A 15,220-nucleotide genomic window follows, 5' to 3' on the forward strand; every position below is an offset into this window, starting at 1 on the left:
CCCCGGCGGGCGGCGGGCTCGTCGTCGGGGGCGCCCGTGTCGGCGGCCGGCTCGTCGGCGCGGTGGCGGACCACGACGCCGACCAGGTGGCGGCGGTCCAGGACGACGCCGAGCGCCTTGGCGCGCAGCGCCACCTCGTCCACCGGGCGGGTGTGGTCGATCAGGGCGGTCAGCAGCGTACGGTGGATCTGCCGTTCCAGCCCCTCGGCGTCGCGCCGGATCAGCCGGCCCAGGGCCAGCGTGGAGGCGGCCCGTTCGATCAGGATGGTCAGCCGGGTCGGCGGGGTGGACTCGGTGGCCGGCCAGCGCAGCAGCAGCCGTCCCCAGTCCTGTCCCCGCGCGCCGACTGTGGTGACGAGCCAGCCGCTGTCCGGGTCGTACGCGGTGCGCCCGGGCGGGCGGATCTGCCGCGAGTGCCGTTCCCAGCCGTCCAGCAGCAGTTGGGCGTTCTCCCCCGCCGGGTCGTACGCGAGCACCTGCCGGGACAGGTTCTCCAGCACCATCGGGCAGCCGGCCAGTTCGGCCGCCTGCCGCAGCACCTCGGCCGGTTCGGCGCCCTCCACTGACAGTTCGGTGAACCGCTGGTGGATCTCCTCGGTGGCGCGCAGCTCGGTGAGCTGGGCGTCGACGATCAGCGCGTGCACCGCCTCGGTGATGCGCACGAACGGGGTGCCCCGGCGTAGCTCGATCAGGGGCAGTCCGCGTCGTTCGGCGGCGGCGGCCATCACGCGTGGGACTCCGCTGACGTAGCGGCGGCCCAGTTCGACCACCAGCCCGGAGACGCCGACGTCGGCCAGGGCGCCGATGAACTCGCGGAGCCCGGCGTCGTCGCCCGGCAGGCCGATCCCGGTGGTCAGGACCAGTTCGCCGCCGCCGAGCAGGGTGGCGATGTCCGGCACCTCGGCGATGTGCACCCAGCGCACCGAACGGTCCAGTCCGGCGTTCCCCGCGACCAGGCGCGGCGCGCCGTGGCGCACGGGCAGCAGCTCCAGCACCTCACGCACGGTAGGGAACACGGGCGACACGCTACCCTGCGTCACCACCGTTGCCGAAAGCCACACCGCCCGCCGGCCCGCCGGGAAGGCGGGGACCGGCGGGCGGGCGGACGGAACGAGCCGCGGCGATCAGTCGACGCCGAACTCCATCGCGGCGCGGTCGAGCGCCTCGTCCTCGGCGGTGGGCACACCTCGGGACGCGATGGCCTCGGCGCCGCCCTGCGGCATGGCACCGATCAGCCCGGTCGAGGCCGCCTGGGCGGCGCCTACCACTCGCTGCGGGGTGCCGCCGCCGACCATGCCGACGGAGGCGTACTGCTCCAGCTTCGCCCGGGAGTCGGCGATGTCCAGGTTGCGCATGGTGAGCTGGCCGATCCGGTCGGCCGGGCCGAACGCCGAGTCCTGGGTGCGCTCCATCGACAGCTTGTCCGGGTGGTAGCTGAACGACGGGCCGGTGGTGTCGAGGATCGAGTAGTCCTCGCCCCGGCGCAGCCGCAGCGTGACCTCGCCGGTGACCGCCGTGCCGACCCAGCGCTGCAGCGACTCGCGCAGCATCAGCGCCTGCGGATCGAGCCAGCGGCCCTCGTACATGAGGCGGCCGAGGCGGCGGCCCTCGTTGTGGTAGTTCGCGAGCGTGTCCTCGTTGTGGATGGCGTTGACGAGCCGCTCGTAGGCGGCGTGCAGCAGCGCCATGCCGGGGGCCTCGTAGATGCCCCGGCTCTTGGCCTCGATGATCCGGTTCTCGATCTGGTCGGACATGCCCAGGCCGTGCCGGCCGCCGATGGCGTTGGCCTCCAGCACCAGGTCGACGGCGCTGCCGAACTCCTTGCCGTTGATCGTCACCGGGCGGCCCTGGTCGAAGCCGATGGTGACGTCCTCGGTGGGGATCTCCACGGACGGGTCCCAGAACTTCACGCCCATGATCGGCTCGACGGTCTCGATGCCGGTGTCCAGGTGTTCGAGCGTCTTGGCCTCGTGGGTGGCGCCCCAGATGTTGGCGTCGGTGGAGTACGCCTTCTCGGTGCTGTCCCGGTAGGGCAGGCCGCGTTCCAGCAGCCACTCCGACATCTCGGTGCGCCCGCCCAACTCGGTGACGAAGTCGGTGTCCAGCCACGGCTTGTAGATCCGCAGCTGCGGGTTCGCCAGCAGGCCGTACCGGTAGAACCGCTCGATGTCGTTGCCCTTGAACGTCGAGCCGTCGCCCCAGATCTGCACGTCGTCGGCGATCATCGCGCGGACCAGCAGCGTGCCGGTGACGGCGCGGCCCAGCGGCGTGGTGTTGAAGTAGGCCCGCCCGCCGGAGCGGATGTGGAAGGCGCCACAGGTCAGCGCCGCCAGCCCTTCCTCGACCAGGGCGGCGCGGCAGTCGACGAGGCGGGCGACCTCGGCGCCGTAGCTGAGCGCGCGGCCGGGCACCGAGGCGATGTCGGGCTCGTCGTACTGGCCGATGTCAGCGGTGTAGGCGCAGGGGACGGCGCCCTTGTCGCGCATCCACGCGACGGCTACCGAGGTGTCGAGGCCGCCGGAGAAGGCGATGCCGACACGTTCGCCGATGGGCAGGGAGGTGAGAACCTTGGACACAAGGAAGATTATGCACGCCGTCGCATGGTCATGCAAGCCGGTCGTCGGAGCCCGTCGTCAGAGCGGGTCCTCACGCCCCAGCTCCCAGAACGCCACCGCTGCGGCTGCGGCCACGTTCAGCGAGTCCACGCCACGCCGCATCGGGATCACCACCCGCACGTCGCTGGCGGCCTGCGCCGCCGCGGTCAGCCCCGGCCCCTCCGCCCCGAGCAGCAACGCCGCCCGCTCCCGCTGCGCCGGGGTCAGCCGCTGCATCGGTACGGCATCAGGCGCTGGTGTCATCGCGAGCACCGTGAACCCGGCCGCCCGGACCTGGTCCAGCCCGTCGGGCCAGCGCTCGAGCTTGGCGTACGGCACCGCGAACACCTCGCCCATGCTCACCCGTACGCTGCGCCGGTACAGCGGGTCGGCGCAGGTCGGGGACAGCAGCACCGCGTCGACGCCGAGCGCGGCGGCACCCCGGAAGATCGCGCCCAGGTTGGTGTGGTTGTTGACGTCCTCCAGGATCACCACCCGCCGGGCGGCGGCGAGCACCTCGTCGGCGGAGCGCAGCGGCTTGCGGTGGAACGACGCGAGCACGCCCCGGTGCACGTGGAAGCCGGTGGCGCGCTGGAGCACGTCCGGCGTGGCCGCGTACACCGGCGCGTCACCGGTGTCCAGATCAGCGAGCTGGTCCACCCGCTTGGCGTCGACCAGGTACGACCGGGCCGGGTAGCCGGCCCGCAGCGCCCGCCGCAGCACCAGCTCCCCCTCGGCGATGAACAACCCGTGCGGCGGTTCCCAGCGGGTACGCAGCTCCACGTCGGTGAGCGCGCGGTAGTCGGCGATCCGGTCGTCGTCGGGGTCGGTGATCTCGTGGACGGGCACCAGGCGATTCTGCCCGGCCCGCCCGGCCGCTCCGGCGCGGGCCGGGTTTCCGGCGTCCCGGGCGGGGAAGCAAGCCGGGAGGCCGACGGTGACGGAGGGACCACGATGGGCGCGGATCACGACGGCAACCTCCCCCGCGACGCCACAGTCGCCGACTACCTGGTGGCCCGGCTCGCCGAATGGGGCGTGCACCGCTACTACGGCTACCCGGGCGACGGGATCAACGGCATGACCTCGGCGTTGCAGCGCGCCGAGGGGCGGGCCCGGTTCATCCAGGTCCGGCACGAGGAGACAGCCGGGTTCGCGGCCGGCGCGCACGTCAAGTACGGCGGCGGCCCGCTCGGCTGCGTGGTGGTGACAAGCGGTCCGGGCGCGATCCACGCCCTCAACGGCCTCTACGACGCCAAGCTCGACCACCAGCCGGTGGTGGCGCTGCTCGGGCACACCGCGCTACCAGCCGAGGGCGGCGGCTACTACCAGGAGGTGGACCTGCTCTCCCTCTACAAGGACGTGGCGTCGGCCTTCCTGGCCCAGCTCGACGACCCGTCCCAGGCCCGGCACCTGGTCGACCGGGCCTGCCGCACCGCGCTCGCCCGGCGTACCGTGACCGCCCTGGTTCTCCCCTCCGACGTGCAGGACCTGCCGGCGGTGCCGCACCCGCCGCACGCCCACGGCTACTACCACACCAGCGCCGTGCCGAGCAGCGAGCCGACAGTGCCGCCGGAGGCCGACGTGCGCCGCGCCGCCGAGGTGCTGCGCGGCGGCGCGCGGGTGGCGATGCTCGTCGGGCAGGGCGCGCTGGGCGCCGAGGACGAGGTACGCCGGATCGCCGACCGGCTCGGCGCCGGGGTCGCCACCGCGCTGCTCGGCTTCACCGCCGTCGACCACCGGCAGCCCTGGGTGACCGGCGCGATCGGCCTGCTCGGCAGCCGCCCGAGCTGGCAGCTCATGCGCGAGTGCGACCGGCTGCTGATCGTCGGCAGCCAGATGCCCTACTCGGAGTTCTATCCCCCGGAGGGCCAGGCCCGGGCGGTGCAGATCGACATCGACGGCACCCGGATGGGGCTGCGCTACCCGACCGAGGTGAACCTGACCGGCGACGCCGGGCCGACGCTGCGCGCCCTGCTCGAGGAACTGGGCCCGGGGCCGGGACCGACCGCCTGGCGGGCCACCCTCGCCGACGCCACCGGCAAGTGGCGGGCCTCGCAACGCGAGGTCGCCGCCCAGCCCGCCGACCCGGTCAACCCGCAGTCGCTGTTCACCACGCTCGACGACGCGCTACCCGAGGACGCCATGCTCGCCGTCGACTGCGGCACCGCCACCGTCTGGTACGCCCGGCACGTACGGGTCCGCCCCGGCATGCTGGCCAGCCTCTCCGGCACGCTGCTCTCCATGGGCGGCGGGATGCCGTACGCGCTGGCGGCGAAGTTCGCCCACCCGGACCGCCCGGTGATCGCGCTGCTCGGCGACGGCGCGATGCAGATGAACGGCGTCAACGAGCTGATCACGGTGGCGAAGTACTGGCGGGAGTGGTCCGACCCCCGGTTCGTCGTGCTGGTGCTCAACAACCGGGACCTCGCGTTCGTCAGCTGGGAGCAGCGCTCCAGCGAGGGCACGCCGATGTTCCCGGACAGCCAGGACCTGCCGGACGTGGCGTACCACAGGTGGGCCGAGGTGCTGGGCCTCGGCGGTGAGCTGGTCGACTCCCCCGGCCGGGTGGACGGCCTGTGGCAGCGGGTGCTCGACGCGGACCGCCCGGTGGTGGTCAACGCGGTGGTGGACCCGGCCGAGCTGATGCTGCCGCCGCACTTCACCGCCGAGCAGGCCCGCAAGACCGCCGCCGCGGTGCTGCGCGGGGACAGCGACCGGGCCGGCATCGTGCGGCGCGGCGTACCGGCCGCGCTCGCCACGTACCGGCCCCGCCGCCGGGGCCGCTGAGGCGTCAGGCCCGCGCGTAGCGCAGCAGCACCGACCGTCCGTCGAAGGCGCGCGTCTCGACCAGCCGCAGGCCCTGCCGGGCCAGGCCGGGCAGCACCTGCCGTCCGCCGCCGAGCACCACCGGGTGCACGATCACCTCGTAGGTGTCGACGAGCCCGAGCGCGGCCAGCGCCGTCGCCGCCCCGGTGCCGCCGGTGACCAGCAGGTCGCCGGGGAACCGCTCGCGGACGTCGGCGAACTCCTTCGCCAGGTCGCCGCCGCCGACCACCAGGGCGCCGTGGCCCGCCTCGGCGAGCGTCCGCGAGACCACGACCTTCGGGGTACGCCGCCAGACCGGCGCGAACGCCAGGTCGTGCGGGTGGTCGGAGATCGACTCGACCTGCGGCCAGTAGGAGGACATCATCTCCCACACCCGCCGCCCGTAGACGAAGGCGTCGGCCCGCTCGGCCAGCCCGATCGAGTACGCGGACAGCTCCTCCCCCATCTCCGGCCAGTCGAACTCGCCGTTCGGGCCCTCAATGAAGCCGTCGACCGACGTGTGCACCCCGTAGATGACGTTGCCCATGATGTGTTCCTCCGCGTCGCGGCGCGTCCCGGCCGGGCGCGCTCACCGGTGGGTCGGAGCCGCCGGACCGGATCCGACACGTCACCTGCATGGTTGTCCGGGTGCGTTAGCGTCCGGGGCTGTGGGCCGTCCCGTGATGATCGCACTGATCGGCGTCGACGGCTCCGGAAAGGCGCGCCGTCTACGCGTTCTTCCCGCGCCCGGCGGTGGTGTGCTTCCTGGGCACCTCGCCCGAGGTGGCGCAGCGGCGGGTGGCCGCGCGGGGCATCGACACCGAGGAACTGGCGCACCTGCGCGCGCTGGACGGCGCGTACCGGGCGCTGCCGGAGTTCGGCTCGTTCGTCACGCTCGACGGCGACGGCACCCCGGACGAGGTGGCCGCCGCCCTCGACGCGGCGGTGCGTGCGGCCCGGCGGTGAGAGGGGCCGTTACCCCCGCTCGCGCAGCCAGCGCAGCACGTCGGAGGGCAGCTCGCTCTCCTGGCGCTGCTCGCGGCGGTCCGGCTCGGTCCGCCGGGGCGGCTGCGGGCGCTGCGGGTCGCCGACCAGCGCCCGGCTCGGCGCGGTGAAGTCGGCCACCGGCTTGCCGGTGAGCGCCGTCTTGATGGTCCGGGCCACCGCGTCGATCACCTTCGCCTGCACGGCGGAGCCGACCAGGTCGGTGACGTCGTCCGGGTTGGCGGCGATGCCGGCGACCGCGACCTGCGGGGTGTAGCCGACGAACGTCTCGGTGGCGTTGCGCTCCGAGCTGCCGGTCTTGCCGGCCACCGGGCGGCCGACGATCGAGTCGACGGCGGTGGCGGTGCCGCCGTTGCACTGGTCGAACGCGGACTGCTGGCCGACCGGGCAGCGGGCCGCGTCGGTGGCGGCGCGGGCCACGTCCGGTTCGAGCACCCGCTTGCAGGACGGCTGCGCCACGTCGACGGCGTCACCGTCGGGCGCGGTCACCGACACCACCGGCAGCGGCGTGCAGTACGTGCCCTCGGCGGCCACCGTGGCGTACGCGTTCGCCAGGTCCAGCGGGGTGGTGGCGGCGACGCCGAGCGTGAACGCGCCCCAGTTGGCGGCGTTGTCGCGGGCGAACGCGGCGTCGGAGTCGGCCCGGAAGGTGATGCCGAGACGCTGGGCCATCTCCACCACCTTGTCCTCGCCGACCTGCTCGGCCAGCCAGACGAAGTACGTGTTGACGGACCGGCCGAAGCCGTCCCACATCATCCGGTAGCCGTCCATCCACTGCGGGTTGGCGTTGGCCGGGCACCACGTGCCGTCGCAGTTGCCCTCGTCGTCCGAGGCGTACCGGGTGGGCAGCCTGCTGGGGGCGTCGAAGCCGGTGGACAGCGGCTTGCCGGCCTCCAGCGCGGCCAGCATGGTGAACATCTTGAACGTCGAGCCGGCCTGGTAGCCGTCGACGCTGGCGCCGCCGGAGATCAGCGGGTTGACCGTGTTCGGGTGGTTGGCCTGCCCGTCCGGGTTGGCGTCGAGGCTGTAGTGCCGGTTCACCGCCATGGCGAGGACCCGGCCGGTGCCGGGCTCGACCGCCGCGATCGGCAACGCGCGCTTGTTGCCGTACCCGTAGACCTTGGTGGCCTGCTCCTGCGCGGTCTGCTGGATCTTCGGGTCGAGCGTGGTGACGACCCGGTAGCCGCCGCGGCGCAGCGCCTGCTCGCGCTCCTCGGGGGTGCTGCCGAAGGCCGGCTGGGTGAGCCACCAGCGGCGCAGGTAGTCGCAGAAGAAGCCCCAGTCGTCGTGCCCCTGGGCGGTGGCGGTGCAGCCGTTGGGCTGGGCCGTCGGGCGCAGCGTCAGCGGCTCGGCCTTCGCCGCGGCGGCCTGCTGCGCGGTGATCGCGCCGGTCTCGGCCATCGCGTCGAGCACGTACCCCCGGCGGGCCAGCGCCTGGTCCTTGTCGCCGTCGATCGGGCTGTACGCGTCGGGCGACTGGACCAGGCCGGCGAGCAGCGACGCCTCGCCCAGCGTCAGGTCGGCCGGGGCCTTGCCGAAGTAGCGCTGGCTCGCGGCGGCGACGCCGTACGCGCCGGAACCGAAGTAGGCGATGTTGAGGTAGCGGTTGAGGATCTCGTCCTTGGACAGCGACTGCTCCAGCGCGTTCGCGTACCGGATCTCCTGGAGCTTGCGCCCGACGGTCTGCTCGGTGGCGGCCTGCCGCTCCTCCGGGGTGCGGTTCGGGTCGGTCTTGAGCACGTTGCGGACGTACTGCATGGTCAGCGTGGAGCCGCCCTGCTCGGTGCCGCCGCCCTTGACGTTCGCGACCAGCGCGCGGGCGATGCCGCGCAGGTCAGCGCCGCCGTGCGAGTAGAACCGCCGGTCCTCGGCCGCGATGATCGCCTGCCGCATCACCGGGGCGATCTCGGCCAGCGGCACGTCGGTGCGGTTCACGTCGTAGAACGTGGTGATCAGCGTCTTGCCGTCGTTGGCGTAGAGGTAGGAGCGCTGCGGCTGCATGGGGGTGCGCAGCGCGTCGGGCAGCTCCGCGTACGCGCCGAGCGCGGCCCGGGCGGCGAACCCGCCGAGCAGGCCGCCGGGAAGCGCGGCGAGCGCGAGGACGAGCCCGGCGAGCAGGCCGGCCAGCAGCACGGTGAACAGCCGCGACAGCGGCGACCTGGGAGACGGCATGGACTCCAGGATTGCCACGAAAGCCGCCTACCGGCCACCTCGCCAGGCAACTGTCAGTTACTTCACGGCGACCGCCCAGCTGAAGAAACGGTCAGCCCGCCCCGAGTGGGCCCTTCGGTGACGTCGGCGGCACCGGCGCGGCGGCGACGCTCGCCGCGGCGGCGTCCCGGGCGATGGTCTCGGGCACCAGGCGGCCGCTGCGGTAGCCGATGCCGATGCCGGCGACCAGCACGAAGATCGCGCCGAACGTCTGGAGCGAGCCGATCAGCGCGCCACCCAGGCCGAGCAGCGGGGCGGCGATCATCAGCATCGTCCCGTCGCCGTAGGAGAACATCCCGGACCGGGCGACCGACCAGCCGGTGAGGAACCAGCCCACGCTGTAGAGGGTGGCGCCGAACAGCACGATGCCGCGCGCGGTCACGCCGAACACCGGCGTCTGCTCGGCCAGCCCGGCGAACGGCAGCATCAGCACCATCCCGCCGATGCTCGCCAGCAGCCCGGCCAGTGCGACGCGGCGGCAGCGGGTGGCGGCGAGCAGGCCGGTGAGCGCCAGCAGGGCGAGCAGCCCCAGCCACACCGAGGCGACCCAGCCGACCAGGTAGAGCGGCCGGCCGTCGGCCGGGTACGGGTCGTTGCCGACGCCGCCGTCGCTGGCCATCGCCACCAGGCCGTAGAGGACCGCGTACGCCGGGAGCAGCCAGACCGCCGCGCGGGCGAACCGGCGGATCGACCAGGCCCAGGTCGCGTCGGTGGCCGGCGCTCCCGGGCCGGGTTCGGAGACGAACGGCAGGACCCCGAAACCCCCTCCGGTACGCCGGGAGCCGATCGGCCCGGCGGGGTCGTGCGCGCCGGGGACCGGGGTACGGGAGAACAGCCGGTTCGCCGGGTCCTTCATGCCTCACCTCGTTCGCGCCGCGGATGGCCCGGGACGCGCAACGGCGCTCCGGCCCTGCTCACCACCCGTCCTGAAACCGATGGTGGCAGTCGCCGGAGCGCCGTATGAGGGATTCTCGGATTTGCCGGTCAGCCCCGCTCGCGCTGGTCCGCCGGGTCGTTCACCAGGCTGGCCGGGGACACCGGCTCCGGCGCGGGCAGACCCTGCGGGGTGTTGCCGCCGGTGGCCTGCGCCTCGGCCACGCGTACCTCGTCGTGGATCTCCTGGGCGGCGATGGCCGCGGCCTGGGCGGCCTCCGCGGCCTCCCGCTCGACCTCGCCGGCGCTCTTGGCGGCCTCCGGCGACGGCTGGTCGCCGACCATGTTGGCCAGGCCGCCCAGCGCGCCACCCATGCCCTCCAGGGCCTTGGTCAGCTCGGTCGGGACGATCCACACCTTGTTGGCGGTGCCGTTGGCGATCTGCGGCAGCGCCTGGAGGTACTGGTACGCAAGCACCTTCTGGCTCGGGTTGGCGGTGTGGATCGCGTCGAAGACAGTACGGATCGCCTTGGCCTGGCCCTCCGCCTGCAGGATCCGGGCCTGCCGGTCACCGTCGGCGCGCAGCACCGCGGCCTGCTTCTCACCCTCGGCGGTGAGGATCTGCGACTGCTTGTGCCCCTCGGCGTTGAGGATCGCGGCGCGGCGGTCCCGCTCGGCGCGCATCTGCTTCTCCATCGAGTCGCGGATGCTCGGCGGCGGCTCGATCGCCTTGATCTCGACCCGGGTCACCTTGATGCCCCAGCGGCCGGTGGTCTCGTCCAGCACGCCGGACAGGTGCCGGTTGATCTCCTCGCGGCTGGTCAGCGCGCGCTCCAGGTCCAGCGAGCCGATCACGTTACGCAGCGTGGTGACGGTGAGCTGCTCGATGGCCTGGAGGAAGTTGGAGATCTCGTAGGTGGCGCGAACCGAGTCGACCACCTTGAAGTAGAGGACCGTGTCGATCGAGACGACCAGGTTGTCGGAGGTGATCACCGGCTGCGGCGGGAAGCTGACCACCTGCTCGCGCATGTCGACCTTGGTGCGCACCGCGTCGACGAACGGCACCAGCAGGTTGAGGCCCGGGTTCAGCGTGCGCTTGTACCGGCCCAGCCGCTCCACCACGTCCTGACGCTGCTGCGGCACGATCCGTACCGCCTTGAACAGCGTCACCACACCGATCAACGCCACCGCGATCATCAGGATCGCCAGAAACTCCATACCGTTCACCTTTTCGCTTCGGGCAGCTCGCCCGGGGTGGAAATGTCGTCCTGCCATACCAGGGCGGTAGCGCCCCGGACCTTGATCACCTGCACCCGCTCACCCTCGGCGTACGTGCGCGTCGCGTCGTACGAGCGGGCCGTCCACAGCTCACCATCGATCTTGACCATGCCCCGGTCGGCGTCGACCGGCTCCAGGACCACAGCGGTGGCCCCTTCCAGCGCCTCGACCCCGAACGGCTGCTCCCCGGTCTCCAGCGCCGGCCGGGCGTGCCGCCGGACCACCGGACGGACCACCGCCACCGAAAGCGCCGACACCACCGCGAAGATCACCGCCTGGAGCGCCACCGGCGCACCGAGCGCCGCGGCGCCGGCGGCGGCGAACGCCCCGACCCCGAACATGATCAGGAAGAGCGTCGTCGTGAAGATCTCGGCGACCGCTAATACCACACCCAGAACGATCCAGAAGACGGCGTCCACGAGACCAATCCTGACACGTCAACGCACGTGTCATCGAACTGTCATGATCGCTAGGCTCGGCACGGCGTACCGCGCCGCCGGCCGACGAGGAGGACGACATGCCCCTGCTGCCCGAGACCGCGCGTCAGGTGGACCTGCTGGTCGCCCGGGCCCAGGCCGAGGGGCGGGGCCCCTCGCTCGCCCTCGGCGTGGTCCGCGACGGCCGCCTGGCACACCTGGCGGTCGCCGGTGAGACGCCCCGCCCCGACGGCGACCTGCAGTACCGGGTCGGCTCGATCACCAAGACCATGACCGCGCTGCTGGTGATGCAGCAGCGCGACGCCGGGCGGCTGGCGCTCGACGACCCGCTCGACGCCCACCTGCCCGGCACCCCGGTCGGCGCGGTGACCGTGCGCCAACTGCTCGGCCACGTCGGCGGCCTGCAACGCGAGCCGGACGGCGACTGGTGGGAACGCGCCGAGGGCATGGACCTGGACACGCTGCTGGCCGGGCTGACACCGGGCAAGATCGCCTATCCGCCGCACTTCGTCTACCACTACTCGAACCTGGCGTACGGGCTGCTCGGCGCCGTCCTGGAACGGATCACCGGCACGCCGTGGGCGGAGCTGCTGACCGAGCGGCTGCTGACGCCGCTGGGCATGCGCCGCACCACGTACCACCCGGCCGAGCCGTACGCCCACGGCTACGTCGTCCACCCCTGGCACGAGACGCTGCGGGAGGAGCCGCGTACCGACACCGGGGCGATGGCCCCGGCCGGGCAGCTCTGGTCGACTGTCGAGGACCTGGGCCGCTGGGCGGCGTTCCTGGCCGACCCGGACCCGGCGCTGCTCTCCCCCGCCACGCTCACCGAGATGTGCGCGCCTCTGGTGATCAACGACCTGGACTCGTGGACCGGCGGGCACGGCCTCGGCATCGAGCTCTACCGGGTCGGCGACCGGGTGTACGTCGGGCACGGCGGCTCCATGCCCGGGTACGTCGCCGGCCTGGCCGTGCACCGGCCGACACGCACCGCCGTGGTCAACTTCGCCAACGCGTACGGGCTGCGCGGCCACCACATCGGCGCGCTCGGCCGCGAGGCGCTCACGCTGGTGCTGGACGCCGAACCGGCCGCGCCCGCGCCCTGGCGCCCGGCCGACCCGCCCGCCGCCGACGTGGCCGCGCTGACCGGCCGTTGGTGGTGGATGGGCGGCGAATACGAGTTCCGCGTCGACGCCGCCGGCGACCTGGTCGGCGGTCAGGTGGGCAGGCCGCTGCTCCGCTTCACGCCGGAGGGCCCGGACCGGTGGCGGGGCCGCTCCGGCTCCCAGGACGGCGAGATCCTGACGGTGATCCGCGACCGTTCCGGCACCCCGGTAGCCCTGGACATAGCCACCTTCCTCCTGACCCGCACCCCCGACGAACTCCCCTGACAGCCCTCGCCCCCGGCCCCCCCCCCCCCCCCCCCCCCCCCCCCCCCCCCCCCCCCCCCCCCACCACGATCAGGCGGTACGGATGACGGTGCAGATCACCGGCCCGTCCTCGGTGGTGCGCAGCAGATAGCGGTAGCGCTCGCCGGGGACCGCGCCTCCCTGACTGTCCAGGAACTCCCAGCGCACCGCCACCTCGGTGAGCAGCGCCGAGATCTGCTGCACGTCCTCGATCTGCGCGTTCGCCGCGACGAGTTCCCGCTCCTGGTAGTCAGGCGCGGCGCCGACGAAACTGAGCGCCACGGCCGCCGGCGATGTGAACGAGAAGCTGTAGGTGTCGGCGACCACCAGCCCGGGCAGGGCGTAGCAGCCGGCGATGGCCGGCACGTCGGCGGTGGTCAGCGCCACGCCGTACCGGTCGAAGAAGTCGGTGAGCGTGTCGAGGTCGGTGGAAGCCGTCACGACGCTCCTCATTACCGGCGCGCCCTCGCGGCAAACCTTCCTCAGCGCGGCGGGATCCGCACCTCGATCTCGGCGCCGAGGTGCGCGCCGCCGCTGAGGGCCAGGTCGTCGCCGCTCCAGAACCGCCCCGGGTCGTACCAGTTGGGCCGCCGCCCGGCGGGCAGCAGACCCATCGCCTCGTAGGTCACCGCGACCACCTCGGCGCAGTACGCCGTCTCCAGCGCCGCCGCGTTCTCCCTGGTGGTGTCGCCGGTCTCGCCCCGGTCACCGGTCTCGCCTCGGCCGCCGGTCTCGCCGGCCCTGCCCTGGCGGCCGGTCTCGCCCCGGTCGATGATCCTGCTCAGGATGCCGAGCTGGTTCCGGTCGCCGGCCCCGCCCCGGAGGCCGCCGAGGCTCAGGCGGCGCGGGTGCGGCAGCCGGCCCCGCGCCCACCGCCAGGCGAGCTGCGCGGTGGACGGGAACGGCGTCCCGTCCAGACGCGCCACGGTACGCAGCACCGCCTCCTCCATCGCGGTGTCCGCCGGCGGTTCGAGCTGGCGCAGCCAACCCCGCTGGCCGTACCGGTTGGCCCAGACGCAGACCGCGTCCCGCAGGTCGTGCAGCTGCACGCCACGCTGATGCGTGCCGGTCCACATGTCCGGCAGCGAACGGCCCAGCTCGGCGTGCCACATCAGCGGCGGCATGTCGTCGAGCACCACCGCCATGCCCACGTGGTTCACCGGGCTGTTCGTGGTGAGCTGGATGGCCCGGTCGGGCACGCTGCGTCCGCGGAACACCCACAGATCGCCGGTACGGGTCAGCTCCACGGCCTCGTCCAGGCTGATGCTCATGGAGGACTACCCTATGCGGATGCGGCAACGGATGCGGTGGTGGAAGGTACTCGGTCTCGCGGGTCTCGCCGGCGTCGCGGCGACCGGCGTGGTGGTGGCGCGGGCCGAACGGCGGCGCCGGGCGTACACCCCGGAGGAGATCCGGGACCGGCTGCGCGAACGGCACGCCAAGGCCTCGTCGTCGTCCTGACCGGACAGTCGAGGGCGGCGGATTCTCCTACCATCGTCGTGATGGGAACCGTTTTCTGGGAGAGCCCGTTCGTCCTCGATCCCCCACCCGCTGCCGTGGAACGGCACGGTGACGTCGACCTGCACGTACCCGCCGGCGACGGCCGGCATCCCGCGGTCGTCGTCGTGCACGGCGTACCGGGACCGCCCGAGGCCCCCGACGCGCGGGACTGGCCGCTCTACCGGGGCTACGGCGCACTGCTCGCCGAGGCGGGCGTGCTGGCCGCGATCCCCCGGCTCACCGTGGCGAGCCCGGACGACCTGTACACGGTCGCCGCCCGGGTGGCCGCCGCCGCCGAACTGCTCCGCGCCGACCCACGCGTCGACGCCGACCGGCTCGGCCTCTGGTTCTTCTCCGGCGCCGGCCTGCTGATCGGCGACTGGCTCCGCGACCCGCCCGCCTGGCTGCGCGGCGTGGCGGCGACGTATCCGCTGCTGGCGCCGCTGCCCGGATGGCCGCCGGTGGACCCGCGCTTCCGCCCGATCGACGCCCTCGACCTGCCCACAGACCCGGACGCCGCCACTCCGTCCGGCACCGCCTCCCCCGACGCCGCGAACGTCGACGCCGCGAACGTCGACGCCGCGCATGCGGAGGGCGCGGCGCGGCCGACGCTCGTACTGACCCGGGCGGGGCGGGAACGGCCCGAGGTCGCCCCCACCATCGAGGCGTTCACTGTGGTCGCGCGGCGGCGTGGCATCCCGCTGTGCGTGGTGGACGTGCCGAACGGGCAGCACGGATTCGACGCGCTGGACCACACCGACGAGTCCCGGGCCGCAGTCCGTACCGCCCGCGACACCTTGATCGCCCTGATCACCGCCCCCTGACGCCGGCGCCGGTCCGCACCAGGATCCAGCACCCCGTCAACACCCGCCCGCCGCCCACTTCCCAGGATCGCCGTCCTACAAGCCGGAACGCACAAAGATCTTGGTAGGAAACGGCCCCCATGAGGGCCGTTTCCTACCAAGATCTCGACCAACCCAAGGGGTGACCGCGAGCAGCGCACCCAGAAGCACCACAGCACCAACCCCACCGCGCCCACCGCGCCCACCGCGCCCACCGCGCCCAGCGCGCCCAGCGCGCCCAGCGCGCCCAGCGCGCCCAGCGCGCC

15 protein-coding genes are annotated in these 15,220 nt (G+C 73.3%); 5 read left to right on the forward strand and 10 right to left on the reverse strand.

Translation table 11 applies throughout. From position 1 onward, the window contains the following. From AC2CHG_RS23140 to AC2CHG_RS23150, 3 genes are all read right to left on the reverse strand, one after another. The coding region (locus tag AC2CHG_RS23140; RefSeq protein WP_484525553.1) for a PucR family transcriptional regulator ligand-binding domain-containing protein at positions 1 to 1,016 on the reverse strand (1,016 nt) is incomplete at its 3' end. Between the two features lie 108 nt (positions 1,017 to 1,124). Next, positions 1,125 to 2,576 (reverse strand): argininosuccinate synthase, encoded by a 1,452-nt coding sequence (gene argG / locus AC2CHG_RS23145; RefSeq protein WP_402809016.1) that lies wholly within the window; start codon positions 2,574 to 2,576, stop codon positions 1,125 to 1,127. Positions 2,577 to 2,633: 57 nt separating this feature from the next. Beyond that, entirely contained in the window at positions 2,634 to 3,446 is an 813-nt protein-coding gene (locus AC2CHG_RS23150; protein WP_402809148.1) for a TrmH family RNA methyltransferase, read from the reverse strand. A gap of 102 nt (positions 3,447 to 3,548) precedes the next feature. On the opposite strand from AC2CHG_RS23150, the gene AC2CHG_RS23155 reads away from it, so the two are divergent. Further along, entirely contained in the window at positions 3,549 to 5,381 is a 1,833-nt protein-coding gene (locus tag AC2CHG_RS23155; protein ID WP_484525554.1) for a thiamine pyrophosphate-requiring protein, read from the forward strand. Positions 5,382 to 5,385: 4 nt separating this feature from the next. Here the strand turns inward: AC2CHG_RS23155 and AC2CHG_RS23160 are convergent, their stop codons facing one another. Beyond that, entirely contained in the window at positions 5,386 to 5,946 is a 561-nt protein-coding gene (locus tag AC2CHG_RS23160; RefSeq protein WP_484525555.1) for a dihydrofolate reductase family protein, read from the reverse strand. A gap of 206 nt (positions 5,947 to 6,152) precedes the next feature. Here AC2CHG_RS23160 and AC2CHG_RS23165 point away from each other — a divergent pair, with 206 nt between their 5' ends. Next, positions 6,153 to 6,365 (forward strand): hypothetical protein, encoded by a 213-nt coding sequence (locus AC2CHG_RS23165; protein ID WP_484525556.1) that lies wholly within the window; start codon positions 6,153 to 6,155, stop codon positions 6,363 to 6,365. A 9-nt stretch (positions 6,366 to 6,374) separates the two neighbouring features. Here AC2CHG_RS23165 and AC2CHG_RS23170 read toward each other — a convergent pair whose 3' ends face one another. The 4 genes from AC2CHG_RS23170 to AC2CHG_RS23185 form a co-directional block, all read right to left on the reverse strand. Beyond that, positions 6,375 to 8,576: a transglycosylase domain-containing protein gene (locus tag AC2CHG_RS23170; protein ID WP_484525557.1), complete on the reverse strand. Its 2,202-nt coding sequence runs from the start codon at positions 8,574 to 8,576 to the stop codon at positions 6,375 to 6,377. Between the two features lie 91 nt (positions 8,577 to 8,667). Next, positions 8,668 to 9,471, reverse strand: a complete 804-nt coding sequence (locus AC2CHG_RS23175) for a hypothetical protein (protein WP_013475946.1) — start codon at positions 9,469 to 9,471, stop codon at positions 8,668 to 8,670. Positions 9,472 to 9,599: 128 nt separating this feature from the next. Continuing rightward, a complete protein-coding gene (locus tag AC2CHG_RS23180) occupies positions 9,600 to 10,706 on the reverse strand; it encodes an SPFH domain-containing protein (protein WP_363927560.1) in 1,107 nt (368 codons plus the stop codon). Between the two features lie 5 nt (positions 10,707 to 10,711). After that, complete coding sequence (locus AC2CHG_RS23185; protein WP_120568994.1) at positions 10,712 to 11,185, reverse strand: NfeD family protein; 474 nt, start codon at positions 11,183 to 11,185, stop codon at positions 10,712 to 10,714. Positions 11,186 to 11,283: 98 nt separating this feature from the next. On the opposite strand from AC2CHG_RS23185, the gene AC2CHG_RS23190 reads away from it, so the two are divergent. Continuing rightward, positions 11,284 to 12,594, forward strand: a complete 1,311-nt coding sequence (locus tag AC2CHG_RS23190) for a serine hydrolase domain-containing protein (protein ID WP_484525558.1) — start codon at positions 11,284 to 11,286, stop codon at positions 12,592 to 12,594. 69 nt (positions 12,595 to 12,663) lie between these two features. Here the strand turns inward: AC2CHG_RS23190 and AC2CHG_RS23195 are convergent, their stop codons facing one another. Next, positions 12,664 to 13,053, reverse strand: coding sequence for a hypothetical protein (locus tag AC2CHG_RS23195; RefSeq protein ID WP_030274248.1), 390 nt, complete (start codon positions 13,051 to 13,053; stop codon positions 12,664 to 12,666). Positions 13,054 to 13,094: 41 nt separating this feature from the next. Further along, positions 13,095 to 13,883, reverse strand: coding sequence for a hypothetical protein (locus tag AC2CHG_RS23200; RefSeq protein ID WP_484525559.1), 789 nt, complete (start codon positions 13,881 to 13,883; stop codon positions 13,095 to 13,097). Here AC2CHG_RS23200 and AC2CHG_RS23205 point away from each other — a divergent pair. After that, complete coding sequence (locus tag AC2CHG_RS23205; RefSeq protein WP_139135452.1) at positions 13,882 to 14,073, forward strand: hypothetical protein; 192 nt, start codon at positions 13,882 to 13,884, stop codon at positions 14,071 to 14,073. The two genes, AC2CHG_RS23200 and AC2CHG_RS23205, sit on opposite strands and share 2 nt — an antisense overlap. 41 nt (positions 14,074 to 14,114) lie before the next feature. Then, positions 14,115 to 14,936 carry a hypothetical protein gene (locus AC2CHG_RS23210; protein WP_484525560.1) on the forward strand — a complete coding sequence of 274 codons (822 nt, stop codon included), beginning with the start codon at positions 14,115 to 14,117 and terminating at the stop codon, positions 14,934 to 14,936. Positions 14,937 to 15,220: the final 284 nt, after the last annotated feature.

This window comes from Micromonospora sp. ATLC20 (assembly GCF_057196585.1).